This is a genomic window from Bradyrhizobium japonicum USDA 6 (assembly GCF_000284375.1).
In the GTDB taxonomy this organism is placed as follows: Bacteria; Pseudomonadota; Alphaproteobacteria; order Rhizobiales; family Xanthobacteraceae; genus Bradyrhizobium; species Bradyrhizobium japonicum.
Genome location: NC_017249.1, coordinates 6,584,764 through 6,609,499 on the forward strand (window position 1 = coordinate 6,584,764; position 24,736 = coordinate 6,609,499).

At 67.3% G+C, this 24,736-nt stretch carries 22 protein-coding genes and 2 riboswitches; of the genes, 2 read left to right on the forward strand and 20 right to left on the reverse strand.

Features of this window, described 5'->3' with window-relative positions:
• Nucleotides 1–173 precede the first annotated feature (173 nt).
• From BJ6T_RS31090 to BJ6T_RS47555, 5 genes are all read right to left on the reverse strand, one after another.
• Entirely contained in the window at nucleotides 174–1,607 is a 1,434-nt protein-coding gene (locus BJ6T_RS31090; RefSeq protein ID WP_028169617.1) for an NAD-dependent succinate-semialdehyde dehydrogenase, read from the reverse strand.
• Between the two features lie 179 nt (nucleotides 1,608–1,786).
• Complete coding sequence (hydA, locus tag BJ6T_RS31095; protein WP_085973059.1) at nucleotides 1,787–3,247, reverse strand: dihydropyrimidinase; 1,461 nt, start codon at nucleotides 3,245–3,247, stop codon at nucleotides 1,787–1,789.
• A complete protein-coding gene (locus BJ6T_RS31100) occupies nucleotides 3,208–3,948 on the reverse strand; it encodes a maleate cis-trans isomerase family protein (protein WP_014496529.1) in 741 nt (246 codons plus the stop codon). The genes hydA and BJ6T_RS31100 overlap by 40 nt, the downstream gene beginning before the upstream one ends.
• Before the next feature lie 121 nt (nucleotides 3,949–4,069).
• A complete protein-coding gene (locus BJ6T_RS31105) occupies nucleotides 4,070–5,491 on the reverse strand; it encodes a PepSY domain-containing protein (RefSeq protein ID WP_014496530.1) in 1,422 nt (473 codons plus the stop codon).
• A gap of 12 nt (nucleotides 5,492–5,503) precedes the next feature.
• Entirely contained in the window at nucleotides 5,504–7,855 is a 2,352-nt protein-coding gene (locus tag BJ6T_RS47555) for a TonB-dependent receptor (RefSeq protein ID WP_028169615.1), read from the reverse strand.
• A gap of 115 nt (nucleotides 7,856–7,970) precedes the next feature.
• A riboswitch (cobalamin riboswitch) is annotated at nucleotides 7,971–8,172 on the reverse strand.
• A gap of 71 nt (nucleotides 8,173–8,243) precedes the next feature.
• Here BJ6T_RS47555 and BJ6T_RS31115 point away from each other — a divergent pair.
• The gene (locus BJ6T_RS31115) at nucleotides 8,244–8,816 is read left to right on the forward strand and encodes a histidine phosphatase family protein (protein WP_014496532.1); all 573 of its coding nucleotides are present in this window, start codon (nucleotides 8,244–8,246) and stop codon (nucleotides 8,814–8,816) included.
• A 6-nt stretch (nucleotides 8,817–8,822) separates the two neighbouring features.
• On the opposite strand, the gene cobT is transcribed toward BJ6T_RS31115, so the two are convergent.
• From cobT to BJ6T_RS31155, 8 genes are all read right to left on the reverse strand, one after another.
• Nucleotides 8,823–9,875, reverse strand: coding sequence for a nicotinate-nucleotide--dimethylbenzimidazole phosphoribosyltransferase (cobT, locus tag BJ6T_RS31120; RefSeq protein ID WP_014496533.1), 1,053 nt, complete (start codon nucleotides 9,873–9,875; stop codon nucleotides 8,823–8,825).
• 10 nt (nucleotides 9,876–9,885) lie between these two features.
• Complete coding sequence (gene cobF / locus BJ6T_RS31125) at nucleotides 9,886–10,635, reverse strand: precorrin-6A synthase (deacetylating) (RefSeq protein ID WP_014496534.1); 750 nt, start codon at nucleotides 10,633–10,635, stop codon at nucleotides 9,886–9,888.
• A gap of 41 nt (nucleotides 10,636–10,676) precedes the next feature.
• Complete coding sequence (locus tag BJ6T_RS31130; protein WP_014496535.1) at nucleotides 10,677–11,354, reverse strand: energy-coupling factor ABC transporter permease; 678 nt, start codon at nucleotides 11,352–11,354, stop codon at nucleotides 10,677–10,679.
• Between the two features lie 37 nt (nucleotides 11,355–11,391).
• A riboswitch (cobalamin riboswitch) is annotated at nucleotides 11,392–11,608 on the reverse strand.
• A 45-nt stretch (nucleotides 11,609–11,653) separates the two neighbouring features.
• Nucleotides 11,654–12,385: a uroporphyrinogen-III C-methyltransferase gene (gene cobA / locus BJ6T_RS31135; protein ID WP_014496536.1), complete on the reverse strand. Its 732-nt coding sequence runs from the start codon at nucleotides 12,383–12,385 to the stop codon at nucleotides 11,654–11,656.
• A complete protein-coding gene (locus BJ6T_RS31140) occupies nucleotides 12,382–13,692 on the reverse strand; it encodes a cobyrinic acid a,c-diamide synthase CobB (RefSeq protein WP_014496537.1) in 1,311 nt (436 codons plus the stop codon). The genes cobA and BJ6T_RS31140 overlap by 4 nt, the downstream gene beginning before the upstream one ends.
• A complete protein-coding gene (cobM, locus tag BJ6T_RS31145; RefSeq protein ID WP_014496538.1) occupies nucleotides 13,692–14,474 on the reverse strand; it encodes a precorrin-4 C(11)-methyltransferase in 783 nt (260 codons plus the stop codon). The genes BJ6T_RS31140 and cobM overlap by 1 nt, the downstream gene beginning before the upstream one ends.
• Nucleotides 14,471–14,839: a cobalamin biosynthesis protein gene (locus tag BJ6T_RS31150; protein WP_014496539.1), complete on the reverse strand. Its 369-nt coding sequence runs from the start codon at nucleotides 14,837–14,839 to the stop codon at nucleotides 14,471–14,473. Before BJ6T_RS31150 ends, cobM begins: the two co-directional genes overlap by 4 nt.
• The gene (locus BJ6T_RS31155) at nucleotides 14,836–16,017 is read right to left on the reverse strand and encodes a bifunctional cobalt-precorrin-7 (C(5))-methyltransferase/cobalt-precorrin-6B (C(15))-methyltransferase (RefSeq protein ID WP_014496540.1); all 1,182 of its coding nucleotides are present in this window, start codon (nucleotides 16,015–16,017) and stop codon (nucleotides 14,836–14,838) included. The genes BJ6T_RS31150 and BJ6T_RS31155 overlap by 4 nt, the downstream gene beginning before the upstream one ends.
• Between BJ6T_RS31155 and BJ6T_RS31160 the strand changes: the two genes are divergently transcribed.
• Nucleotides 16,016–16,762 carry a cobalt-precorrin-6A reductase gene (locus BJ6T_RS31160; protein ID WP_014496541.1) on the forward strand — a complete coding sequence of 249 codons (747 nt, stop codon included), beginning with the start codon at nucleotides 16,016–16,018 and terminating at the stop codon, nucleotides 16,760–16,762. The two genes, BJ6T_RS31155 and BJ6T_RS31160, sit on opposite strands and share 2 nt — an antisense overlap.
• Here the strand turns inward: BJ6T_RS31160 and cobJ are convergent.
• From cobJ to BJ6T_RS31195, 7 genes are read right to left on the reverse strand one after another with little or no spacing between them, the layout of a single operon-like run.
• Nucleotides 16,738–17,472, reverse strand: a complete 735-nt coding sequence (cobJ, locus tag BJ6T_RS31165) for a precorrin-3B C(17)-methyltransferase (RefSeq protein ID WP_014496542.1) — start codon at nucleotides 17,470–17,472, stop codon at nucleotides 16,738–16,740. The two genes, BJ6T_RS31160 and cobJ, sit on opposite strands and share 25 nt — an antisense overlap.
• Nucleotides 17,469–18,200: a precorrin-2 C(20)-methyltransferase gene (locus tag BJ6T_RS31170; protein WP_014496543.1), complete on the reverse strand. Its 732-nt coding sequence runs from the start codon at nucleotides 18,198–18,200 to the stop codon at nucleotides 17,469–17,471. Before BJ6T_RS31170 ends, cobJ begins: the two co-directional genes overlap by 4 nt.
• Before the next feature lie 2 nt (nucleotides 18,201–18,202).
• A complete protein-coding gene (locus BJ6T_RS31175) occupies nucleotides 18,203–18,832 on the reverse strand; it encodes a precorrin-8X methylmutase (protein WP_014496544.1) in 630 nt (209 codons plus the stop codon).
• Nucleotides 18,832–19,995 (reverse strand): precorrin-3B synthase, encoded by a 1,164-nt coding sequence (cobG, locus tag BJ6T_RS31180; protein ID WP_014496545.1) that lies wholly within the window; start codon nucleotides 19,993–19,995, stop codon nucleotides 18,832–18,834. The genes BJ6T_RS31175 and cobG overlap by 1 nt, the downstream gene beginning before the upstream one ends.
• Nucleotides 19,992–23,240 carry a cobaltochelatase subunit CobN gene (gene cobN, locus BJ6T_RS31185; RefSeq protein ID WP_014496546.1) on the reverse strand — a complete coding sequence of 1,083 codons (3,249 nt, stop codon included), beginning with the start codon at nucleotides 23,238–23,240 and terminating at the stop codon, nucleotides 19,992–19,994. The genes cobG and cobN overlap by 4 nt, the downstream gene beginning before the upstream one ends.
• Nucleotides 23,240–24,289 carry a cobalamin biosynthesis protein CobW gene (gene cobW / locus BJ6T_RS31190; protein WP_014496547.1) on the reverse strand — a complete coding sequence of 350 codons (1,050 nt, stop codon included), beginning with the start codon at nucleotides 24,287–24,289 and terminating at the stop codon, nucleotides 23,240–23,242. Before cobW ends, cobN begins: the two co-directional genes overlap by 1 nt.
• Nucleotides 24,286–24,660 (reverse strand): DUF1636 family protein, encoded by a 375-nt coding sequence (locus BJ6T_RS31195; RefSeq protein WP_028155673.1) that lies wholly within the window; start codon nucleotides 24,658–24,660, stop codon nucleotides 24,286–24,288. Before BJ6T_RS31195 ends, cobW begins: the two co-directional genes overlap by 4 nt.
• Nucleotides 24,661–24,736: the final 76 nt, after the last annotated feature.

The window sequence follows — 24,736 nt, forward strand, 5'->3', positions numbered from 1 at the left end:
GGCAACGCAGGTCCTGTCCACCGTCATTCCGGGGCGCGCCACCTGGCGCGAGCCCGGAATCCATTCTCCCTCTTCACGCGCAGTGCGATGGATTCCGGGTTCGCGCTTCCGCCTTCGCTCTACGAGCTTCGGCGGACAGGTCGCACGCCCCGGAATGACAACGCGACCCTGTCTTACGCGCTCGCCTGCGTCACGAACTTCGTGTTCAGGTACCCCTCGATCGCCTCGAGGCCGCCCTCGGAGCCGTAGCCGGAATCCTTGATGCCGCCGAACGGCACTTCCGGCAGCGCGAGGCCGTGGTGGTTGATCGAGACCATGCCGCTCTCGATATCGGAGCCGATCGCCTGCATCGTCTTGGTCGAGGTGGTGTAGGCATAGGCCGCAAGGCCGTAAGGCAGGCGGTTCGCCTCGGCCACCACCTCGTCATAGCTGCGGAAGGAGGTGATCGGGGCAAGCGGCCCGAACGGCTCCTCGTTCATGATCCGGGCATCGCGCGGCACGTCGGTGATCACAGTCGGCTCGAAGAAGAAGCCTTCGTTGCCGATGCGCTTGCCGCCGGCCTGGACCTTGGCGCCGCGCTGCACAGCGTCGGAGACCAGACCTTCCATGGCGTCGACGCGTCGCGGGTTTGCCAGCGGACCCATGCGGGTGTCCTTGTCGAGGCCGTTGCCGACCTTGAGGCTCTTGGCCGCGGCGACGAACTTGTCGACGAAGGGCTGATAGACGCTCTCATGCACCAGGAAGCGCGTCGGCGAGACGCAGACCTGGCCGGCATTGCGGAACTTGTTGGCAGAAAGAATCTTGGCAGCGTTGTCGAGATCGGCATCCGCAAACACGATCGCCGGCGCGTGGCCGCCGAGCTCCATGGTGACGCGCTTCATGTGCAGGCCCGCGAGTGCTGCCAGATGCTTGCCGACCGCGGTCGAGCCCGTAAAACTGATCTTGCGGATGATCGGGTGCGGAATGAGATATTCGGACACTTCCGACGGCACGCCGAACACCAGCTGGACGACGCCGGCCGGAATACCCGCGTCGGCATAGGCGCGCACCAGCTTCATGCAGCTTGCCGGGGTTTCTTCCGGGCCCTTGACGATGATCGAGCAGCCGGCGGCGAGCGCGGCCGAGATCTTGCGGACCGCCTGGTTGATCGGGAAATTCCAGGGCGTGAACGCGGCGACCGGGCCGACCGGCTCCTTGGTCACGAGCTGGGAGACGTTGCCCATCCGCGGCGGCACGATGCGGCCATAGGCGCGGCGGGCTTCCTCCGAGAACCAGTCGATGAGGTCGCCGGCCAGCATGGTCTCACCCTGCGCTTCCACGACCGGCTTGCCTTGCTCCATGGTCATCACGGGTGCGATCTCGGCGGCGCGCGAGCGGATGATGTCGGCGGCCTTGCGCATCAGCTTGTAGCGGTCGAACGGCGAAGTCTTGCGCCAGATCTCGAAGCCGGCCTTGGCGGCCTCCAGCGCGCGGTCGAGGTCCTGGCGCGAGGCGTGCGGGGTCTTGCCGATCGGCTGGCCGGTGGCGGGGTTGAGGATGTCCTCCGACTTGCCGGAGGTGCCGTCGGTCCACTCACCGGCGATGAACATCTGAACTTTCGGGTACATCCCAGGTGTCTCCTGCATGATTTCGGCGGCGATCAGCATTGGCGCCCGGCCGCCTCATAAGTGGGCGCAGAGCTACACCGAAAGGCGGCCGGCGAAAAGGGATCAATGATGCCGCAGCAGCGCGAGGATGGTATGCGCAACAGACGGCATGGCGTCGTCCCGATGCGATTATTTTTCCGTCACACCAGGCTCGACTTGCCGCGGCTGAGCACCTCGCCCGCGCCCTTATCGCCGACGATCCTGCCCTGCTCGTACACCACGCGGCCCCGCGCGATGGTGGTGACGGGCCAGCCGGTGACGTCAAAGCCTTCCCACGGCGTATAGTCCGCGCCGTGGTGCAGGTCGGCCTGCCGGATCGGCTTCTTCAATTTGGGATCCCATAGGACGACGTCGGCATCGAAGCCGACGCCGATCGAGCCCTTGCGCGGATAGAGACCGTAGATCCGCGCGTGATTGGTCGCGGTCAGCTCAACGAATTTCTGCAAGCTGATCCGCCCCTTCGAGACGCCTTCGGAAAACAGGATCGGCAACCGGGTCTCGACGCCGGGGATGCCGTTCGGCACCCAGCGGAACGAGGTGCGGGAATTCGGCGTCAGCTTGCCCTTGGGATCGTCGTAGCGGAACGGGCAGTGATCGGACGAGAAGGTCTGGAACACACCCGTGGTGATGCCTTCCCAGATCGCCTGCTGGCTTTCGGGATCGCGCGGCGGCGGCGAGCAGACATACTTTGCTCCCGACATGTCCATGTTCAGGCCTTTCATGTCGTCGGCCGTCAGCGTGATGTATTGCGGACAGGTCTCGGCATGCACCGGCAGTCCGCGCTGCTGGGCCCAGCGCACCTGCTCCATCGCCTCGCGCCCGGAGACATGGACGATCATGATGGGGACGCCGATCACCTCGGCATGGCTGATGGCGCGGTGCGTCGCCTCGCGCTCGACGGCCTGCGGCCGCGAGGTGCCGTGATAATAGGGCGCGATATGGCCGTCGCGTTCGAGCTTGGCGGTGAGGAAACGGATCGCGTCGTAACCCTCGCAATGGACCATGACCAGCGCCTCCTCGCGGCGCGCGACATCGAACACCTCGAGCAGCTGCTTGTCGCTGAGCACGAGGTCGTCATAGGTCATGAACACCTTGAACGAGGTGTAGCCGTCCTTGACCAGCGCCGGCAGCTCCTGCCCGAGCACGACCGCGGTCGGATCGGAGATGATGAGGTGGAAGGCCGTGTCGATGTAGCACTCGCCCTCGGCGAGCTTGCGGTAATTCTCGACGCAGGTCCGCAGCGAGGTGCCCTTCTCCTGCAGCGCGAAGGGCAGCACCATGGTGTTGCCGCCGGCGGCCGCCGCGCGCGTTGCCGAAGCAAAATCGTCGGCCATCACCACGTCGGGGCCAGAGGCCTGGGAGATGTGGACGTGGCTGTCGATCCCGCCGGGCAGCGCCAGCAGCCCCGTCGCGTCGATCTCGCGCGCCGCGCCTTCAATGCGGTCGGCGATACTGACGATGCGTCCATCGCGAATGCCGATATCGGCGCGAAACTCGTCGCTGGCCGTCACGATGGTGCCGCCGCGAATGGCGAGATCGAGCTGCGTCACGGGCGTCTCCATCACTTGATGATCGCTGATGTCTGGAAGATCCGGCCCCATGCCGCAAGGGGCGCGATGTCGCCACCGGCGAGTTCGAGCGTCCGCCACAGCGTGACCGCGACCGAGTCCAGCACGGCGATGCCCAACTCCCGTTCGAGCGAGGCCGCCAGCGCGGCGCCGTCGAAATTGGTGCAGAGAATGACGACGGCATCGGCACCGTCCGCCGCGACCGCGCGGATCATGTCGGCGATCGTCGCGGGCATGACCTCACCAAAGGAAAAGTTATCGCGCAGGCCGAGATGCCGCTCGGCGTGAGGGGCGATCCCCTCCTCGGCCCAGACATCGCCGATCCGCCGTTGCACGTCGTCCGTATAGGGTGAGACCAGGCCGACACGTCCGGCGCCGAGCACGCGGACGGCGTCGATGCAGGCGAGCGTGGAGGTCGTCGCCGGGATTCCGGTCCGCGCTGCGATCGCTTCGCACAGGCTCCGGTCGCGGCCGATACCGAGCCAGCTCGCCGACGTACCGTTCCAGGCAATGGCATCGACCTTGGCGTCCGCCAGCAGATCCGCCGCCGGCAGCATCACCGAGGCGTCGAACTGGTTCAGCGCGGCGGCATCGAGCGCGATCTCGGTAACGCGGAAGCGCGAGAAATGAGCGGTGACGCCGGCAACGCCATGCAGCATGGAACTGGTGACGGGCTCCAGCACCGAGTTGGACGATGGGGTCATCATGCCGAGGCGCTTGCGCTGAATTGACATCGATCACGATCGCCCCATTGAGAGAGCGCACCGCTGCGCCCCCTCGGACGATCATCCGCGCCTGCCATCGCCCGTGCAACCCGCAATTTGCATGGCGCATATGATTTGTTCGATACGCAGCTCAATTGGCGAAGGTCGACCGCAAGCGCCGCCAGCCGATGACGATGCCAGTGACAGAAAATGCCAGCCCGAGCAAGCAGAGCCCGACGACCAGGATATCGCGCAGACGCGGATGCGCCATGAGAACGGGAAAATCGACCGTGTGAAGCGCGCTGTAGAACCAGCGATAGGCCCGCCGCGAGGCATCCAGTCTTTGCAGCACGCGGCCGTCGGCACCGTCGATGTCGAACCAGAGGTCGCCGCATCGGGAGCGATAGACGGGCGCTCCGGGGACGGCGGAGTGCGCGGGATAGTCGTCATTGTCGGCTAGAACGGACGGGGCGCCGCAGCCCGGCGCAAGGCGCATCGTCAGGTCATGGACATCCTTCTCGCCGAGGAATGCCACCTGCCGGCCGCGGATCGCCTCCCCCGTTTTGGTCAAGGCTTGACTGGCAAGGCCGGTCCGGTCGCGCCGGTAGACAACACCAGTGACGGCGAACCATTCGACTTCGCGAGCCGACGGCTGACCGACCGGCGAGGCCGTCGTCCAGTCCGGAGCGGCATACACCACGCCTGCTTCGGTGGGGGTCAGCTCACCGCGCGAGAACAGCCGGCCGTGATCCATCGAGAGCCAGCCACTGAAGCTCCAGGTCAGCACGAAAACGGTCGCGACGAGACCAATGATGTGGTGCAGTGCGTGCCAGCCGCGATAAGGCGACGAAACCCCGCACCTTCGAATCCTGATCCTGATAATTCCAAGCACCGCGCCGAGCGTCGCGGCGATAAAAGCCACCAGCGACAATGTCGAGACCACCTGATCCCAAAGGGACCAGTTGCTCCTCAGGACCGTCGGATAGATCCAGTGCAGGACGCTGCCGGCCAAATTCCATCCGCGCTCGCTGCGGGTCGTATCCAGCACGACTTCGCCGGTGCGCGAGGAGACATAGACCTCGGTTCCGGCCGCATCGCCAAGAGCGACGCGCAACAGAGGCCGGTGTCGATCAAACCCGTTCGGCACGCTCCATTGATCATAATCCGCGCCCGCCATCATCACCGCTCGCGCGGCATCGAGCCCGCGTTGCCGGGCATGATCGCGCGCGATAGCGACCGCGACGTCGGCGGACGTCACTGATGCATCCCGTCCGTCGGAGGCATGGACCGCGCCCACGCGCGACGGACTCGACACGACATAGACCGGCCCGTCGCTCCGCCGGAGCAGGCGAACGCGCGTGGCGTCCGCGATCCCGCTCGCGGCGACGGCATCCGCGACCGCAATCCTCACCTCTCCGCCAGCCACCGGCGCGAGCCCGGAAAAACGTTCCGCTTCCGTCAATGACGGAAACGGGACGAAGTGCATCACGATTCCGCTCGCGAACCACATCGCGAACAACAGGCAGAACGCGATCCCGAGCCAGCGATGTAGCAGGACGATCGCGTTCATCATGTGGTCAACGCCCTACCATTTGAACGCGGCCGAGAGCTCATAGGTCCTGGGCGCGCCGAGCAGGATCTGGTCGGGATAGAACGGATCGCCCCAGATCGCGTAGCGCTTATCAGTAATGTTGCGCACGCGGAAGGTCAGGCGGGCCTGGTCGACCGCGTTGAACACGGTCCTGGGGATGTCGACGAAGGCATAGACGTCAGCGACGGTATACGCCTTCATCGTCACGACGTTGGCGTCGGTGTTGTAGCGGTCGCCGACATAACGGCCGGTGATGCCGAGCTCTACCGGCCAGGGCGTGAAGAACCGGTACGACGCACCGGCATTGGCCACGACGCGCGGCACGTTCGGCGGCGTGTTGCCGGAGAACGAGCCGCCCACGAAGTTGTAGTCGGCATAGCGCGCGTCGACATAGGCAATATTGCCCCAGACACGCAAGGGATCGATCGGGCGCACCGCAGCGGCAAGCTCGACACCTTTCGATTCCTGCCGTCCCGCAATGTTGAGCGTCTGGCCGCCGGCTGCCGCATAGACGTTTTTGCGCACGATGTCATAGGCCGAGAACGACCACTCCGCCCGGTTGTCCCATAATAGATGCTTGACGCCGGTCTCGTAGGTGCGCGCGGTGGTCAGGTCCAGGTTCTGGGTCGGAGCAAGCAGGAAGATGTTGTTGGCCGAGATGTCGGCGCCGGTGGCATACTGGCTGAAGAAGGTTAAGCCGGGGACGGCGTCCCACGTGTAGCCGATACGGCCGGTGACGGGCGCCCAGCCCTTCGTGAACGGGAAATTCGCATTCACCAGGCCGTTCTGGTCAGTCGAGTTACGGTCAAGCCCGATATGCTCGACGCGCAGGCCGCCAATCAACGCGAAGGTCCGCGTGAGCTTCAGCCGGTCCTCGAACGACAGCGCCTCGTTATCGATGCGCGCGGTCTGTTGCTTGGTCGTGAGATCGCCGTAAAGGCCGCGATCAGGATCGACCAGCGAGACAAAATCGTTCGGGAAGTTCGCCGCGCCCGGCCTCACAAAGTCGAGGTAACTCGACGAGAGCGTCGTTGCCATGCGGTTGTCGAAGCCTGCGATATTGGCATCCCAGATCAGGTCCGTGATGTTGCCGACGAGGCGCTGGCTGTGCGCGACGTAGAAGCGCTCGCGATACACCTGGTTCTTGACGGAGTCGAACGCCTCGATCTCGTTGTTGAACCAGGTGCGCTCTGCGCCGTAACCATAGGCCTGGCTCTTCAGCGTCAGGTCAGGCGCCAACTTCAACTCGAAGCCACCGCGCAACCACACTTCCTGCGCGACGTTGCGGTTATCGAGGACGTTGTAATTGGTGTTGAAGGTGCGGTCGTCGATCGTGACGGCGCCAAGATCGGTCCTGTTGAAGTAGTTGCCCGAAACAATGCCGCTCGTCGCATGCGAGCCGCTGAAGGCGATCGGCACCAGCGGTGCGCCCCAATAGGCCTTCGAGCGATCTTCCCGGTACTCGATCGCACCCCAGATCTTGAGGCTGTCGGAGATGCGGTAATTGAGCTGGCCAGACACATCCAGCGTCTTGGTATTGGTGTCGTCGGCAAAGCCGTTGAGCGAGGCGCGGCTGACATCGAAGCGGTAGTCGAGCCCCTGCAAATTGGTGCTGCCGCCCGAGCCGTAATGGACGCCGAAAGAGTTCAGCGAATCCCAGGAGAAATCCGCCTCGTTCCGGATCGCCCCGGTGTGCGGCTGCTTGGTGACGAGGTTGATCGACCCGCCGGCCGCGCCCTCACCCGATATCAGCGAGGCCGGGCCCTTCAGAAATTCCACGGCTTCGAGATTGGCGGTGTCCGTGATCCGCGAGGTCATGTTCTGCGGACCGATCTTGATGCCGTTGTAGAGCATGTTGATCTGGCTGTTGGTGAAGCCACGCATGGAGAAAGCCGCGGGCTCGGCCGGATTGTCGCCGGAGGTGACGCCGACAGCGCCCTGCGCCACCTCGGACACGGTGCGATAGCCCTGCTCGCGCATGGTCTCGGCCGAGATCACCTCGACGGTCGCGGGTATCTGCCGTACGGTCAGGCCGAGCCGCGAGGCGCTTTCAGCCACAACATTCGTATTGAGGGGTGTCTGCACTCCCGCGCTCGCCGCGGCGGGCTTTGGCGCTGCTGTCGCCGCGGCCGCGGATCTGCGCGATTGCGCGCGGCGAGCGGTTTGCCCTTCCCGGCCTGCTGGCCTCGCCTGCTTGCGGGATTGGGCCGGCGACACCTCGACAGGCGGCAGCGGTTCGCGAGCCTGCTGCGCCACGGCGGCAGGCAGATCGAGGGCGGCAAAGGATGTGAGCGCGGCGGACGCGAGCAGGAAGCAACGCGGCCGTACAGGACGAATGGAAGACACAGTTCGGGACCTCGGTATGACGTCAGTGGCACGTCACAGCGAACCAGGTCCCACCTTCGGCCTTTCAGCCTTCCAATGAAGCCGAATGTCTGTACTCCCCGACCGACATCTTCGCGTGTGACCACGGCTGACGGCAGGTCTCCTGGCTCGCGGGTCAGTACCTTGCATCGCCTTCCCGGGACCGAGATACCCAGTGGCTCGTGACGCAAGATTCGCCGCTTACAGTTGCGGGGGCAGCCGCGGCATTGGGGACAAAATCCCCGCACCGCATTCCCTTTTCATCCCCACTCGGGGAAACCGTCAAAGCCATCTAGGATTACCGACAAGACAGAGTCAATGTGCCGGCGCGACGATATTACCACAGCGACCAACTTCCTTGGAGATAGGCATGGAAGGCGAAACCTTCCTCTGGCTGATACGGCATGCGCCCGTCGACGGCGTCAAGGGGACGATCCATGCGGCCGACGCGCCCGCCGACCTCGGCGATCGCGTGCAACTGCAGGCGTTGCGGCAGAGGCTCCCGCCAGATGCTGCGAGCTTTGCGAGCCCGGCGCGACGTACGGTTGAGACGGCGCGCGCGCTGGGACTCGAACCCGCGCTGGTGCCCGAATTCGGCGAGCAGGATTTTGGCGCCTGGACCGGCCGGCGGCATGACGAGCTCGCCGCGACTGGCGGCGAAGCCTATGTGCAGTTCTGGAGCGATCCGGCGCACGGGCGGCCGCCGGACGGCGAAAGTTTCGAGGATCAGGTCGCGCGCGTCCGGCTGGGTCTCGCGCAAATCGGCGCCGGCCCGGCGACGCTCGTCGTGCATTCCGGCACCATCCGCGCCGCGCTCTGCATTGCGCTGGATCTGACACCACAAGCGGCCCTGCGCTTCGTGGTCGATCCGTTGTCACTGACCCGGATCGACCGGCTCGCCGCGGGCTGGCGCGTCGTCGCGGTCAATCAGCGCGCGGCTTGAGCCGGATCAGGCCGGGCGATCCGGCACGTTGGCCTGCGCGAAGGTCGCCATGCCGTTGTGGAGGCTGCACGCGAGCCGCACCAGCGGCAGCGCGACGGCAGCACCCGATCCTTCGCCGAGCCTGAGATCGAGGCTGATCAACGGCTGCACGTTCAGCGCGCGCAGCACCAGCCGATGCCCCTGCTCCGCCGATTGATGCGACGGCAGCAGGAATGGCTGACACGACGGGTTCAGCCGCACCGCCGCCAGCGCTGCCACCGATACGATGAAGCCATCGATCAACACGGGAATGCGGGCTTGCGCAGCCGCAATGATGGCGCCGCAGATCGCCGCGATTTCGAGGCCCCCGACGCCGCACAGGATCTTTTCCGGCGAAGCGCCCGCAACGCCATGCCGCGCGATCGCAGCGTCGATCACGCGCGCCTTGTGCGCACGGCCGGCCGCATCGACGCCGGTACCGCTGCCCGCGATCTCCTCGGCACTGATGCCGAGCAGGCTCGCCGCAATCGCCGCCGACGTCGTGGTATTGCCGATGCCCATCTCGCCGAAGATCAGGAGATCGGGCCTGCCGGCGTCTGCGCGCGCGACTGCGCGCTGACCGGCTTCGAAGGCGAATGCCAGCTCCGTGGGGGTGAGTGCGGCTTCCACGCTGAAATCGCGCGTGCCCTGGCGCGGCTTGTCGGTGACGACGCCCGCGATCGCCTCTTGGGCCAGGGTGCCGGCGTCGACGACCTCAAGGTTTGAGCCGAGCTCACACGCCAGCACCGAGATCGCGGCACCGCCTGAGGCGAAATTCGCCATCATCGCGATGGTCACTCCTTGCGGATAGGCAGACACGCCCTGCGCGACGATGCCGTGATCGCCGGCGAAGATAATGATCGGCACCCGCGCGGCGCGCGGCTGCTCGGTCGCCTGCAGGCCCGCAAGCTCGACCGCAAGCTGCTCCAGCCGGCCGAGCGCGCCGGCTGGTTTTGTGAGTTGCGCCTGACGCGCGAGCGCCGCCTCGCGATGGACGGCGGAGACATCGGGGCATTTCCGGGTGACCCATTCAGGGAGCATGCTGCCTCGCTTACGGCCTGCGCTTGAGAATGTAGCTGTCCATGATCCAGCCATGCCGTTCGCGCGCATCCTGTCGCGCGGCGACGATGTGCGGGCCGATCTCGGCCAGAACGCCCGACATCACGATCTGATCGGGCATGCCGAGATAGGCGCCCCACCAGATGTGCAGTCTCGCCGGATCGAGCGACTGGAATGCCGTGCCGCCATCGAGCATCACCACCACGGTGTCGACGCCCTGCGGCCAGCCGCCTTCGCGCAAGCGGCGCCCGGTCGTAACCAGGAAGGGCTCGCCGATGTCGTTGAGCGGCAGCGCATGCGCCGCGCACAGCGCCTGGATCGAGGTGATGCCGGGCACGACGTCGATCCTTGGCAGGGGATCGAGCCGCCGCGCAATGCGCAGCGAGGAATCGTAGAGCGAAGGGTCGCCCCAGATCAGCAGCGCGACCTTGCCTTCACCTTCGAGCTGGCTCGCGATCGTCTGCGACCAGGCCGCGGCCACGGCGTCGTGCCAGTCGTCCACGCCCTTGTGATAGTCCGCTTCACCGGCATCGCGCACGGGAAGGTCGAACTCGGCAATGCGCGTCGTTTGATTGGTGAGCACATCCGCGCAGATCGTCCGCCTGAGATCTGCAAGATCGGACTTCGCCGTCCCCTTGCGCGGGATCAGGATGAGATCGGCCGCGTTGATGGCTTGAACGGCGGCGCGCGTGAGCTGCCCGGGATCGCCGCAACCGATGCCTATCAGGGAGAGCGTGAGCATCGCGCGTGCAGGGGCGGCCGTGACGGCCGCCCCTTTGTCTCTTAAGCCGCGTTGTGCAGGCGCGGCGTGACGAGGCCCGGCGCGGTGACGCCGCGCAGCGATTTCGCCAGTGCCAGCACGGCGAGATCGGCGAGCGGCTCGATCACGATGACGAGTGCGTAGGAGGCCGCGAAGGTCGCGATGTTGACGAGGTTGGTCGCACCGAAGCCGGAGCCATAGAGCGCCCAGAACGCGACCCAGGCGATGACGCCGGCCTGATACGTGGTCGAAAGCGCCAGCGCCTGGCGATAGCTGAGATCGACATAGGCGGTGTTGCGGGCAATAATCCGCGTGGCGATCGCCTGGATCGCGAACAGCGGCACCAGCAGCGTGGTGACGTTCATGCCGTATTGCGGCAGGTCGGGTGGCTCGAAGAACACGCCCTGGAACAGCAGGCCGAACGCGAGGCCGAAGGCCGCGGGCGCTGCCCCAAACAGCAGGAACAGGGTCGAGCCGAGGATGAAGTGCACCTCGGAGACGCCGACCGGGAAATGCGGCAGGATCTCGAAGAAGACGAACACGAGGCCCGTGGTGGCGAGCGTCCGCGCCGCGAACGAGGTAATGCCCTGCTCGCGCACGGTCTCGACCGCGAGCTTCAGCGCAACGCCGCCGACGGCGATGCCGGTTGCGTAACTCAACACGAGCTTGGCGCCCGAGACGACTCCGGGTTCGATATGCATGGTTCAGTTCCTTCCTGCCGTCACACCCGACGGCCTTGGCCACAAAACATGCACGGCCGGTCTCCTGGCTCGCGGTTCACTGGGGTTCTCCGGCCTTCCCGAGCCTCGCGGCCCAGTGGCTGATCGGAGCCCCTCACCGCTTACAGTCGCGGGGCGGCTGGGGTTTTGGGCGGCGCAACTGTCCGCCCACCCCCATTCCCGATTATGCTCCGGCGGTTTGCGCCGCCTCGAGCACCATGCGTCTCCTGTGTGCCCCTTTCGCCAGCCGGGCGTCAAGGGGCGAAGGGCGGCCGGGACGGTCATGACGGATAATCGCCCGCCAGCGCGCCGAACAGGATCACGGCGGCCGTCGAGGCAGCGCCACCCCGCGCAAGCTGTTCGGCCAGCTCGGCAATGGTGGTGCGGACCAGCCGCTCGTCGGGACGGCCGAGGGATTCGGCGAACAGGGCCGGGGTATCAGGGGCGAGGCCGTGCTCGATCAATTTTGCGACAAGCGCCGGAAAGGTGCGCCGGCCCATATAGACCACGGTGGTCGCTTCGGGATCCGCCAACGCCGCCCAGTTCAAATTCTGCGGCAGCTCGCCGGTGACATCGGCCCCGGTCACGAACTGCACCCGGCGCGAGGTGTGGCGCCGGGTCAGGGGAATGCCGGCTTGCGCGGCGGCGACACAGGCCGAGGTTATTCCGGGAATGATCTCGTAGCCGATGCCGGCTTCGCGCAGCGCCTCCAGCTCCTCCTCGAGCCGGCCAAAGATACCGGCATCGCCCGATTTCAGCCGCACCACACGGACGCCGGCCGCGGCATAGTCGACCAGCAGGCGGTTGACGTGGTGCTGCTTGGTCGAGGGCCGCCCTGCCCGTTTCCCGACCGCGACGAGATTGGCGCCGGGCCGGGCCAGATCGAGGATCGCGCCCGAGGCAAGATCGTCATAGAGCACGACGTCGGCATCGCGCAGCCGCGCGGCGCCTTTGACCGTGAGGAGCTCGGGGTCGCCGGGGCCGGCCGAGATGAAAGTGACAAAACCGCTCACCGGTCCTCCGCGATCAGATGGAAGAACGTGCCGGTGGCATAGCCGCGGCGCGAGCCGGTCTCGGCGATGACCGCGCCTGTTGCATCGTGCACGACCGCGAGCGGCGTATCCGGCTGCGCGACAATCGTCGAATAGTGGAACTCGTGGCCGCGCAGGCGGGCGCCGACCTGATGGCCCGGCATCGGCGCGGCGAGCGCAGCGAGACGATAGCCGAGATGCATGCGGCGCTTGGCAAAGCTCGTCTCCAGTCCGAGCAGGCCCGTCATCTCATGACGAATGCCGTCGGCATCGGTCAGAGCGGCTCCCAGCACCATATAGCCTCCGCATTCGCCGTGCACCGGCCGTGTGTCAGCGAAGGCGCGCAAGCCGCTGCGAAAGCGGGCATTGGCCGCGATCGTGCCGGCATGGAGCTCGGGATAGCCGCCGGGCAGCCAGCAGACATCCGCGCCCGCGTCAGGCGCTTCATCGGCAAGCGGCGAGAATATCGAGATCTCGGCGCCGGCCGCGCGCCAGGCCTCCAGCATGTGCGGATAGATGAAGGAGAACGCGGCATCGCGGGCCAACGCAATGCGCTGCCCGGGCGGCGTCACATTCATGCCGTTTGCCGCCGATTGCGGTGACCAGCTTGCTGCCGATCCCAGCACCGCATCGAGATCGACATGTTCGGCGACGAAGCGCGCGGCTTCGTCGATCAGCTTGCCGATCTCGGCCTGCTCCTCGGCCTGCACGAGGCCGAGATGCCGCTTCGGCAGGCTGATCTCGGCATGGCGCGGCAGCGCGCCGAACACGGCGATGCCGGCGTCGTTGAGCGCACGCCGCACGAGATCCTTATGACGTGGGCTGGCGACGCGATTGAGCACCACGCCGGCGAGGCGCACACCCGCGCGATAGTCACGAAGGCCTGCGGAGATCGCCGCCGCCGTCTGCGCCTGTCCGGAGGGATCGATCACCAGCAGCACCGGCCAGCCCAGCATCTCCGCAATGTCGGCCGTGGCGCCGGTGCCGGAGACGCCGCGCGCGGCGACGCCGTCGAACAGGCCCATCGAGCCCTCCGCGAGCACGACATCGGCGTCCGTGCCGCGACCGACGAGATGAGCAATCGTCCCGCGATCCATCGCCCAGCTATCGACGTTGACGGAAGCGCGCCCCGTCGCAGCGGCATGGAAGGCGGGATCGATATAGTCGGGTCCGCTCTTGAAGCACTGCACGTGCAATCCGCGATTGCGCCAGGCGCGCGCCAGCGCCAGCGTCAGCGTGGTCTTGCCGACGCCGGAGGCCGGTGCGGAGATGACGAGCCCTGCCGGCATCACGATGCCTCCGGAAAGCGCGGATCGGCGCCGACAGGCCGATAGCGGCGGTCGTAATCGGCGGCATAGAGACGGCTCTCGTCGAAATCCGCCGAGCCGAGCGTCTTGCCGACCAGGATCAGCGCGGTGCGCTCCATCTCGGTGCCGACGGCGGCATCGAGTGTCGCCAGCGTGGCGCGAACGATGCGCTGGTCCGGCCAGCTCGCGCGCCAGACGATCGCGACCGGGCAATCCGCGCCATAGTGCGGCGTGAGCTCGGCGACGACCTTGTCGAGCAGATGGATCGACAGATGGATCGCGAGCACCGCACCGGTGGCGGCAAACGCCGCGAGCTTTTCACCCTCAGGCATCGCGCTGGCGCGGCCCGGCGTGCGCGTCAGCACGACTGATTGGGCAAGACCGGGGAGCGTCAGCTCAGTCTCTAGTGCAGCTGCTGCGGCCGAAAAGGACGGCACGCCCGGCGTGACCGTGTAGGGAATACCGAGCGCGCGCAGACGTCGAAGCTGCTCGCCCATCGCCGACCAGATCGCGAGATCGCCGGAATGCAGGCGGGCAACATCCTTGCCGTCGGCATGCGCGGTCGCGATCTCCGCGATGATCCCGTCGAGCGACAGCGGCGCGGTGTTGACGACACGCGCACCGGGCGGGCAATGCGCCAGCACGCCCTCAGGCACCAGCGAGCCCGCATAGAGGCAGACCGGACAGGCCGCGATCAGGTCGCGTCCGCGCAACGTCAGCAAATCCGGAGCGCCCGGTCCCGCACCGATGAAGTGCACCGTCATGCGCCGTCTCCTTCCGCGATCGCGGCGGTCGCGGTGCGATCCCGCGAAACCGCCCGCGTCGCAATCAGGCGCGCGCGAGGGCCAGCGGCAACGAGCGCCACGGCTTCGGCGACCGAGCCTGTGCCGAATTTTTCCGCGACGAGCTCCGATTGCGTCGGCGTCTCGATGCCGGCCAGCGTGTCCGCCGGAACCGGCTTGATCGGTACGCCGCATTCACGCGCGAGCTGCTTCAGCGGCTCCGCATCGGCCTTGTCGCTGACAGTCGCGACCGCTGCGAGGCCTTCGAAACCACCGGCCGCCAGCAGCGCCTCGCGCAGCGAAGCCAGCGTGACATCCTTCTTGAATCCGAGACCAGCGATCTTCATCGGATCGCACTCCACTGCACCACGGGCCGCGACGCTTCCCAGGAGCGGTAACGGCCGAGCGGGCCGGCATGTGCGATTTCGACGCGCATCAATTCGCCGCCGTGACGCTGGTGCAGTTCGCCGAGCAGCGCTTCCGTTTCCAGCGTCACCGCATGCGCGACGAGCCGCGCACCCGGCGGGAGCCGTGACCAGATGGCATCGAACATTGCGATATCGAGACCACCGCCAATGAAGATAACATCCGGCGCTTCCAACGCAGCAAAAGCCTCCGGCGCGCTCCCCGTGATGACGGTGATCCGATGCGCCAATCCGAACGCTGCAGCATTGCTGCGGATATTCGCGGCACGATCCTCGCGCGCCTCGATGGCGGTCGCCGTCCCACCGCACAGAGCCCATTCGACCGAGATCGAGCCAGAACCCGCGCCGATATCCCACAGTCGCTCGCCGGGACGCGGCGCCAGCGCCGAGAGCGCCAGCGCGCGCACCGGCCGCTTGGTGATCTGGCCGTCATGCATGAAGAGATCGTCTGACAGGCCCGAGCTGCGGGGAATGCCTTGCCCGCCCCTCGCCTCGACGGCCACTGCGATCAGGTTTTCGGCGAGATCGCCCACAAAGCTGTCGGCACGATGCTCAGCGATGCTTTCGCGCGGCCCGCCGAGCGCGGCGAGAGTCCAGAACGTCGAGGCGCCCCATCCGCGCTCGTTCAGCCATTTGGCGAGCTCACCGGCCGCCTTGCCGTCACGCACAAGGCAAATGATGCGCGCACCTCGAACCAGATGCGGCAAGAGACGCTCGAACGGCGCGGCGTGAAGCCCGAGACAGGCAATGGCTTCGAGGCGCCAGCCGAGCCGCGCGGCGGCGAGCGAGAAGGTCGATGGCGCCGAATGCGCGATCCACTCGTTGGCATCGAGCTTCTCGGCGAGACTTGCACCGGCACCGTGCCAGAACGGATCGCCGGAGGCGAGCACCACCGTCGGCCGGCCGCGGCAGCTCAGCACGACGTCTGCGTCGAACGGCACCGGCCACGGGCGACCGCGCCCCCCCACATCGGCAAGCGCGAGATGACGCTCGCCACCAAAAACAGTTTCTGCCTTGGCAAGCGCCTTTCGGCTTGCCTCGGACAGCCCGGCGAGGCCATCTTCGCCGATACCGATGATGGTCAGCCAGGGATCAGCCATGACGCGCGCCCTCATTCTGGGCGGAACCGCCGATGCGAGCTTGCTCGCCGCGGAAATCGCACGCGCGCGCATCGACGCCGTGTATTCCTATGGTGGCCGAACCCGCGCGCCCGCCAATCAGCCGCTGCCGACCCGCATCGGCGGCTTCGGGGGCGTGAGCGGGCTTGCCGACTATATTCGCCTTGAGTGCATCACGCATGTGATCGACGCGACGCATCCCTTTGCTGCCGAGATGAGCCGCCACGCGGTCGAAGCGTGCGCGCAAACGGGAACGCCGCTGATCGCGCTCGAGCGCGCGCCCTGGACAAAGGCGCCCGGCGACATCTGGATCGAAGTCGCCGACGTCACCGCCGCGCTCGCCGCGCTGCCGGACACGCCGGCAAACGTGTTCCTCGCCATCGGCCGCCAGCACATCGCACCGTTCGCGGCGAAGCCGCAGCACGTCTACACGCTGCGGTTCGTCGACCCGCCCGAGGCGCCGCTGCCCCTTGCTGCGGACGTGATCGTCTCGCGCGGGCCGTTCACGTTCGACGGCGAGCTCGAAACGATGCGCGCGCGGGGCATCGCATGGATCGTCGCCCGCAATTCCGGCGGCGACGGCGCGCGCGCCAAGATCGACGCAGCCCGGATGCTCGGCCTGCCCGTAATCATGATCGCGCGGCCAAGACTGCCCGAACGGCTGCGGGTTGAGAGCGTGGCCGAGATCATGCAGTGGCTCGGTCATCGCGCCTGCCTCGGGGCATAGACCCAGCGACCGACACGGCGCGTCTGCGAATTGCCGACGATCACCAGCGTGCGCATGTCGGCCATCTCGGGCCGCGCGTCGTTCAGCGCAACAGTTTCGATCTTTTCATCTACAGCACTCACCGCGCGCGCAAAAATCACCAAGCGCTCGCCGCAGCCGGCGTGCTTCAGCACCGCAAGCGCGCGGCCAAAACCCTCCGGCCGGCTTGCCGAGCGCGGATTGTACATCGCAATGGCAAAATCGGCTTCTGCAGCGAGCCGCAGACGCTTCTCGATCACGGCCCAAGGCTTGAGATTGTCAGAGAGATTGATCGCGCAGAAATCATGGCCGAGCGGTGCGCCGGCGCGCGCGGCCGCCGCCAGCATCGCTGTAATACCAGGCAAAACGCGAATGGGAAGCTCGCGCCATTGCGGCGCCTGTTCGAGCGCCTCGAACACGGCCGACGCCATCGCGAAGACGCCGGGATCGCCGGAGGAGACGACGACGACCTGCCCGCCTTCGGCCGCGAGCCGCAGGGCCTCGCTCGCGCGCTGCAGTTCTTCGCGATTGTCGGAGGGGTGCAAGGTGAGCCCAACCCGCGGCGGTACGCGCGCAACATAGGGCGCGTAACCCAGAATGTCGGTAGCGGCGGCAAGGGCGGCGGAGACCTCGGGCGTCACCAGCGCATCGCTGCCCGGCCCGAGGCCCGCGATGGTCAGCGTGCCCGTCATTCGGCGGCGTCCAGATGCCGGCCCTTGCCGTGCACGAGCACGATCGCGAAATAAGGACAGTCGGCGGCATCGATCTCGGCGAGCCGCACCACGCGCTCGCCCGGCATAGTGCCGCGCTCGACCAGCCAGGCATCGTCCAGCCGGCCGGCGGTGGCGAGCGCGCGGCGCACCTTTGCGAGATTGCGGCCGGTCTTCATGATGACCAGCGCATCGGAATCGCGCATGCGCCGTTCGAGCTCGTCTTCGGGAAGCGTGCCCATCAGCACCGTCGTCACGTCGTCGCCGAGCGCGATCGGCCGGCCGACGCCGTTCCAGCAGCCGACCATGCCGGGAATGCCCGCGATCACCTCGATCTCGACACGGCCTTGCAGGCGCGTGTGCAGATGCATGAAGGAGCCGTAAAAGTAAGGATCGCCCTCGCAGAGCACGACGACATCGACCGCACGCGAAAGCCGCGCCAGCCGTTCCGCCCATTCGTCGTAGAAGCCGGCAAGCAGCTGCACATATTCCGGGCTGTCGAAGGCGAGCTCCGTCGTAACAGGATATTCCATTGCGTATTCGGTAACGTCGGAGGCCAACATGCCTTCGACGATCCGCCGCGCCTGGCCGGGCCGACCCTTCTTGCGGAAATAGGCGACATGCTTCGCAGCCCGCACCGTCCGGTCGGCGCGCACGCTCATCATATCAGGATCGCCGGGGCCGAGACCGCAGCAGATGATGCGTCCCATGGCTATTCGCTCCGGCTCGCGAGCGCATTCACGGCGGCGACCGTGATCGCGGAGCCGCCGAGGCGACCCTCCACCGTCAGCGCGGCGACCTTCGGATCGGCCATCAGCGCGGCCTTGGATTCGGCCGCGCCGACGAAGCCGACCGGGCAGCCGATGATCGCCGCGGGCCGCGGGCAGCCCGGGTCGTCGAGCATGTTGAGGAGATGAAACAGCGCGGTCGGCGCGTTACCGATCGCAACGATGGCGCCGTCGAGATGCGGCCGCCACAACTCCAGCGCCGCGGCCGAACGCGTGTTGCGCATCGACTGCGCGAGCGCGGGAACGGCCTCGTCGCCGAGCGTGCAGATCACGGCGTTGGCCGCCGGCAGTCGCGCGCGCGTAATTCCTTCCGAGACCATGCGCGCGTCGCACAGGATCGGCGCGCCTCTCTGCAAGGCCGCGCGCGCAGCAGTCGCCATGCCTGATGTGAAGCGGATATGCGCTTCAAGGCCCACCATGCCGGCGGCGTGGATCATCCGCACCACCACCTGCTCTTCGTCGGGCGTGAAGCGGGCGAGATCCGCCTCGGCCCGGATGGTCGCAAAGGACTGCCGGTAGATCGCCGCGCCGTCGGTCTCGTAGGTGTGCGGCATCAGTGCCCTCCGACCAGGATGGAGGGATCGCTGACGATGTCGGCACCGTTGAGGCCGCGCAGGACCGGCTCGTCGCGGGTCGAGCCGTCGCGGACGAGATCGAAGCCGGCGCTGGTCGCAACCAGCGTCACCGCGGACGCGCCGGAACGCGCGCAGCCCTTGGCGCAGCCGGAGACGTGAAGGCGCGTATCGAGGCCGATGCGCGGCGCAAGGGCGGAAGCGAGCGCGCGGGTGTCGGCATGCGCCTCGCGGCAACGCGGGGCGCCGCTACAAGCAATCACGCGCAACGCCGGATCGTAGGGCTCGGTGATGAGGCCCGCCCCGCTCGGCATCTCGCGCTTGCCTTCGCTCAGCACCATTCGCCATGGCGTCATGCGCAGCGCATGTCCGCAGCCGGAAAACTGATGGAGCGTCGTGTGCAGCATCTGCCCGAACGCGACGCCGACCAGGGCGCCGTGCGGATAATGCCCGGGTCGTGATGCGGCCATGACCGGAGCAGGCTCGGTTTCGCCGCTCAACGACTCCGGCAATACCGCGCCGGCCGCGACATGAGCCGCCATGCGCCCTCGCCCGCCCTTCGCGCCGCCGGACGAGATGAACCAGCTTGCGAGCGCGAGGGCCGTGCTCACGGCCTCTCCGCGTGCGACCGAGTGGCCCAGCCTTGCGCCATCGGCCCGCACCAGGAGCCGGCCGTCGCGATCGCGTTCGATGCGCACGTCGGCGGAATCGCCGGCGAGTACGCGCGACTTTCCATCATCGATGGCGAAGCCGAACTTTGTGGGAAGATCGAGCGCGCTGTCGGCGAGCGCTTCTTCAAGCTCCGCGGCGAGCGCCTGCGTCTCGTCAGCGCTGTTCCAGAACGGCGTCACCAAAATGTTGCGCCGGGCTTCGATGTCGGTATCGGGGTCGAGCAGCCGCAGCAACGCGAGTCCATCGAGCAGCCGGCGATGGCCCTGCTCGCTGACGCCCCTGATCTGGAGGTTGGCCCGACTCGTCACATCGATGAGACCATTGCCGTAGCGTTCGGCGAGCTCGGCAAGCCCGGCGACCTGCGTAGCTTCGAGGCGCCCGCCGAACGGGCGCACGCGAACCACGAGTCCGTCGCCCGATTGCATCGGGCGCAACGCGCCGGGACACCAGCCCTTGATCGCGGCCGCGCTCATGAGGCCTCCTTCAGCGCAGCCGCGATCGAATTGCGGCGCGTTCGCCAGAGCGAGGCCTCGTGCAGGCGCGTGAAGCAGGTCTCCATCGCGGCGAGCGCCGCCGGATTTTCGCGGGCCATGAAGGCGCGGACGTCAGCGTCGCCGAGCGTCGCGTCATAATAGAGATCGAACAGATGCGGCGGCACGGCGCCGGCCAGATGCGCGAAGGCGGCCATGTGCTCCAACGTCGCGGTGATCTCGGCGGCGCCGCGAAAACCGTGCCGCATCATGCCGGCGATCCAGGCCGGATTGGCCGCGCGTGCACGGACGACACGGGAGATTTCCTCGGTCAGCGTCCGCGCATGCGGCTGCTCGGGCCGCGCCGTATCGAGGTGATAGAGCGATGGTCCTGCCGCGCCGAGATGCGCTGCGGCGGCAGCGATGCCTGCTTCATGCGCGGCGTAATCCGCGGCGAGCAGAAGATCGGTCTCCGGCAGATCCTGGACGTGCACGAAAGCATCGGCGGATGCGAGCCGGGTCTCGATGCCGGCCCGATCCGGCTGCATCGCACCGTCCGCTGAGAACGCCCAGGACGATGCCGACAGCCAGGCTTCGCCGGCGGCATCACGCGTCTCGGCCGTGAAGGCATCCGGGATCGCCGAGAGGCCGACGCCGTATTGGCCAGGACGCGGCGCGAACACGCGCGAGGCGCGGTGGCGATAGGGATTCTCGTCGCCCTCATCCTCGCGCAACGCGAGCGCCTCGGCGGCGGCCTCGAACAATTGCGCGAGGCCGGAGAAGACATCGCGGAACAGGCCCGACACGCGCAGCGTGACGTCGATGCGGGGGCGCCCGAGCTCGGCCGGTGCGATGATGTCGTAGCCGGTGACCCGGCCGGAGGCGTGGTCCCAGCGCGGCGCAAGGCCGGCGAGATGCAGCGCCATGGCGAACTCCTCGCCGGCGGTGCGCATCGTCGCAGAGCCCCAGAGATCGACCACGAGGCCTTTCGGCCAGTCGCCGTGATCCTGCAAATGGCGACGCAGCAGCTCTTCCGCGAGCTTAATGCCTTGCGCATGCGCCGACGGGGTCGGCACCGCGCGGGGATCGACGGCAAAGAGATTGCGTCCGGTCGGCAGCACGTCCTGGCGCCCGCGATACGGCGAGCCCGACGGCCCCGGCGCAACGCGCCGCCCCGCGAGCGCGGCACGCAACGCATCGCGCTCCGCATCACCGCAGGCGCCGCGGCCGAACACGTGCAACCCGTCGCCGAACTGGCTCTCCTTGAGATCGCAGACGAAGCGATCGATCCGCGGGATCGCTTCCGCCGGTGCCGCCGCTGCATCGAGACCGAGATCGTCTTCGAGGCCCGCCGTGCGCGCCTCGTCGCGGATCGCGACGATCAGACGCTGACGTCGGGCGGGGTCGAGGCCATCGGCGGTCGAGTATTCGTCCAGCAGGCGTTCGAGCCGTCGCAGGCCTTCCGGCACCGCGGATTGTTCGAGCGGCGGCGGCAGGTGGCCGATGGTGACGGCACCGATGCGCCGCTTGGCCTGCGCAGCTTCGCCGGGATCGTTGACGATAAAGGGATAAATGACAGGGAGATCGCCGATCAGCGCTTCGGGCCAGCACGCGGACGACAGCGCCACGGATTTTCCGGGCAGCCATTCCAGCGTACCATGGGCGCCCATGTGCACGACGGCATCGATGGCCTGCCGGCGGAGCCAGAGATAGAACGCGACATAGGCATGGCGCGGCGTGCGGGCGAGATCGTGATAGTCGGCTTCGCGCGTGGCCGCATCGCCGCGCTCCGGCTGAACCGCGATGACCGACCGGCCACTTGCGATGGCCGCGAATTGAAATGCACCGTCGCGACAGCCCGGATCATCCTCCGGCGCGCCCCAGGCCTGCGCGAGATCATCCTGCAAGGCTTGCGGCAGGCGCGAGAGCGCGGCGCGGTAATCGGCGACGCTCCAGGTCAGTTGCTGCTTCAGCAATGTTTCGCCGAGCGCCTGAACCGGCGCAACATCGAAGCCGGCCTCCCCCAGATCGGACAACAGCGCCTCGACCGACGCCAGCGCATCGAGCCCGACCGCATGCGCGATCTGATGCGGACGGCCCGGGTAGTTCGAGAGCACGAGCGCCACCCGCTTCCCGGCGGCCGGCGTCTCGGCGAGGCGCCGCCGGGCCGCAACGCGCGCGGCGACGGCCTTGACGCGCTCCTCATCGGGCCGGTGCGCCAGATGCGAAAATTGCAGATCGGGATCGCGCTCCGCGGCCGATTTGAAGCTCACCACGCCCGCGAACAGGCGGCCGTCGACCTCCGGAAGCACCACGTGCATCGCGAGATCGCCGGGCGACAGGCCGCGCAGCGATTCCGCCCAGTCCTCGCGCCGTGCCGATGAGAGCGCGACCTGGAAGACGGGACACGATGCCGCATCGAACGGTGTCGTGCCGTCGTCGCCCATCGCCGAGAACGCCGTCGCGTTGACGATCGCGGCCGGAGGATTCGTCGCGAAATACGCCCGCAGCCAGTCCGCAACGCCGGGAGCCTTCAGCGAGGTGACGAACACGCCGTACGCGTCAAAGCCGCGCTCGCGCAGCGCCGCGATCAGGGCGTCGACCGGCCCGGTATCCGCGGCGGTGAGGTAGGAACGATAGAAGGTCACGAGCGCGAGCGGCCTTCCCTCGCCGGCCATCGGCGCAGCGATGACGCCACGCGCGGGCTCGTAAAAGCCCATCTCGGGCAGGTTCATCTCGCCGACGACCGGGCCCGCGTAAAGGCCCGAGGCCAGCGCGAGCTGCGCGATCGCGGCCTGGGCGGCAACGGGACCCCCGGTATCGCAGAGCACCTTGAGCCGGCGCAGCGTCGAAACCGGCAGGGTCGAATAGGCATCGAGCCGCGTGTCGTCGCGGCCGTCGGCCGGCAGCACGGCCAGCACAATGTTGCGGTCCTTCGCGAGCTGCTGCAGGGCCGCGAGCCCGTACGGCCAATAGGACTCACCGCCGATCAGGCGCACCAGAATGCCGCGTGCCTGCGACAGCGTGCGCTCGATATAGGTGTCGACCGACAACGGATGACGCAGCTCGGCGAGATTGGCGAGCCGCAGCGACGGCAGGCTGCTGCGGCCGCGCCGCCAGCCGGCCGCGAACGCCGCAAGGTCGGAATCCGAGTACGAGAGCACCACGAGATCGGCCGGGTCCTGGCCGATGTCCCTTGGCGTCGCGGTCTCCTCGAGACCGCGGCTCTCGCGGAAGACGACGTGCATCAGATACCAAGTCCTGAAAGACCAAGTCCTGCCTTGATCGCGGCCTCGTCGATATCGCCGTGCTCGCCGATCACGACGAGCTTCGACTGCCTGAGAGCTGCGCCCCAGGGCTTGTCGAACTGGTGGCGCACGCGCTCGCCGACCGCTTGCAGCAACAGGCGCATCGGCTTGCCCGCGACCGCGATATAGCCCTTGACGCGCAGCACGTTCTGCTCGCGCGAAAGACGCTGCACCGACGCGACCAGTACGTCGATGTCGCTGACCTCCGGAAGATCGATCACGACGGAGGCGAAATCGTCGTGCTCGTGATCCTCCTCGCCGTCGTGATGCGAGGGCCGCGCGGCGAGATCGTTCTCGGCGGCGGCGCCGAGGCCGAGGATGACGCGCGCATCGATCGCGCCATCGGTGACGGATAGCATCGGCACCCGGCGCGGCATCTCCGCGGTGATGGCGGCCTTGGCGGCTTCGATCCCTGCGGCCCCCGCAAGATCGGCCTTGGTCAGCAGCACGATGTCGGCGCAGGCGATCTGGTCCTCGAACACCTCCGACAGCGGCGTCTCGTGGTCGAGATTTTCATCCGCCGCGCGCTGCGCTTCCACGGCCGCCGGGTCCGGCGCAAAACGGCCGGCGGCAACAGCCTCGGCATCGGCGAGCGCGATCACGCCGTCGACCGTGATCCGCGAGCGGATCTCCGGCCAGTCGAACGCCTTCAGCAGCGGCTTCGGCAACGCCAGGCCCGAGGTCTCGATCAGGATGTGATCTGGCCGCACCGGCCGCGCCAAGAGCTTCTCCATGGTCGGAATGAAATCGTCCGCAACGGTACAGCAGATGCAGCCATTGGCGAGCTCGACGATGTTCTCCTCCGGGCAATTCGCATCGGCGCAGGATTTCAGGATCTCGCCATCGACACCCTCGCTGCCGAACTCGTTGACGAGCACCGCGAGCTTCTTGCCATCGGGGTTTGCGAGCAGATGCTGGATCAGCGTCGTCTTGCCGGAGCCGAGAAAACCCGTGACCACCGTCACAGGGACTTTTGCGAGCGAGTTCATTCGGCGGCCTCCGGCACAACGGCAATGGGGGGAATGCGGGCAAGCGATTGCTTGCGGAAGATTTCGGGACGGCTGCGCCAGGGCACGAGACCGTCGGGCGCGGCGGCATAGGCCGCGGCACCCGCGACCACGTCACTCGCATGGGCCTCCGACAGACGGCCATAGACATAGGACCAGCGGCCGGGCGCGCTGAGCGCAACCGAGCAGCCCTGGCTGCATGCCGACAGGCATTCAACGGGAACCACATTGACGCCCTCGGGCACGCCGGCGTCGAGGATCGCACCATGCAGGCGCTTGCCGGGCGTCGCCTCACCCTCGTCGAGCGTCTGGCCGGCACGGCAGGTAATACAGACGTGAAGTGTGACGGTCATCGCCTCTTCCAGGATAAACAGCGGGAGGCGAAGAGGCACACGGACCATTCCCCCGAAGGTCCGTTTCCCCGTCGCG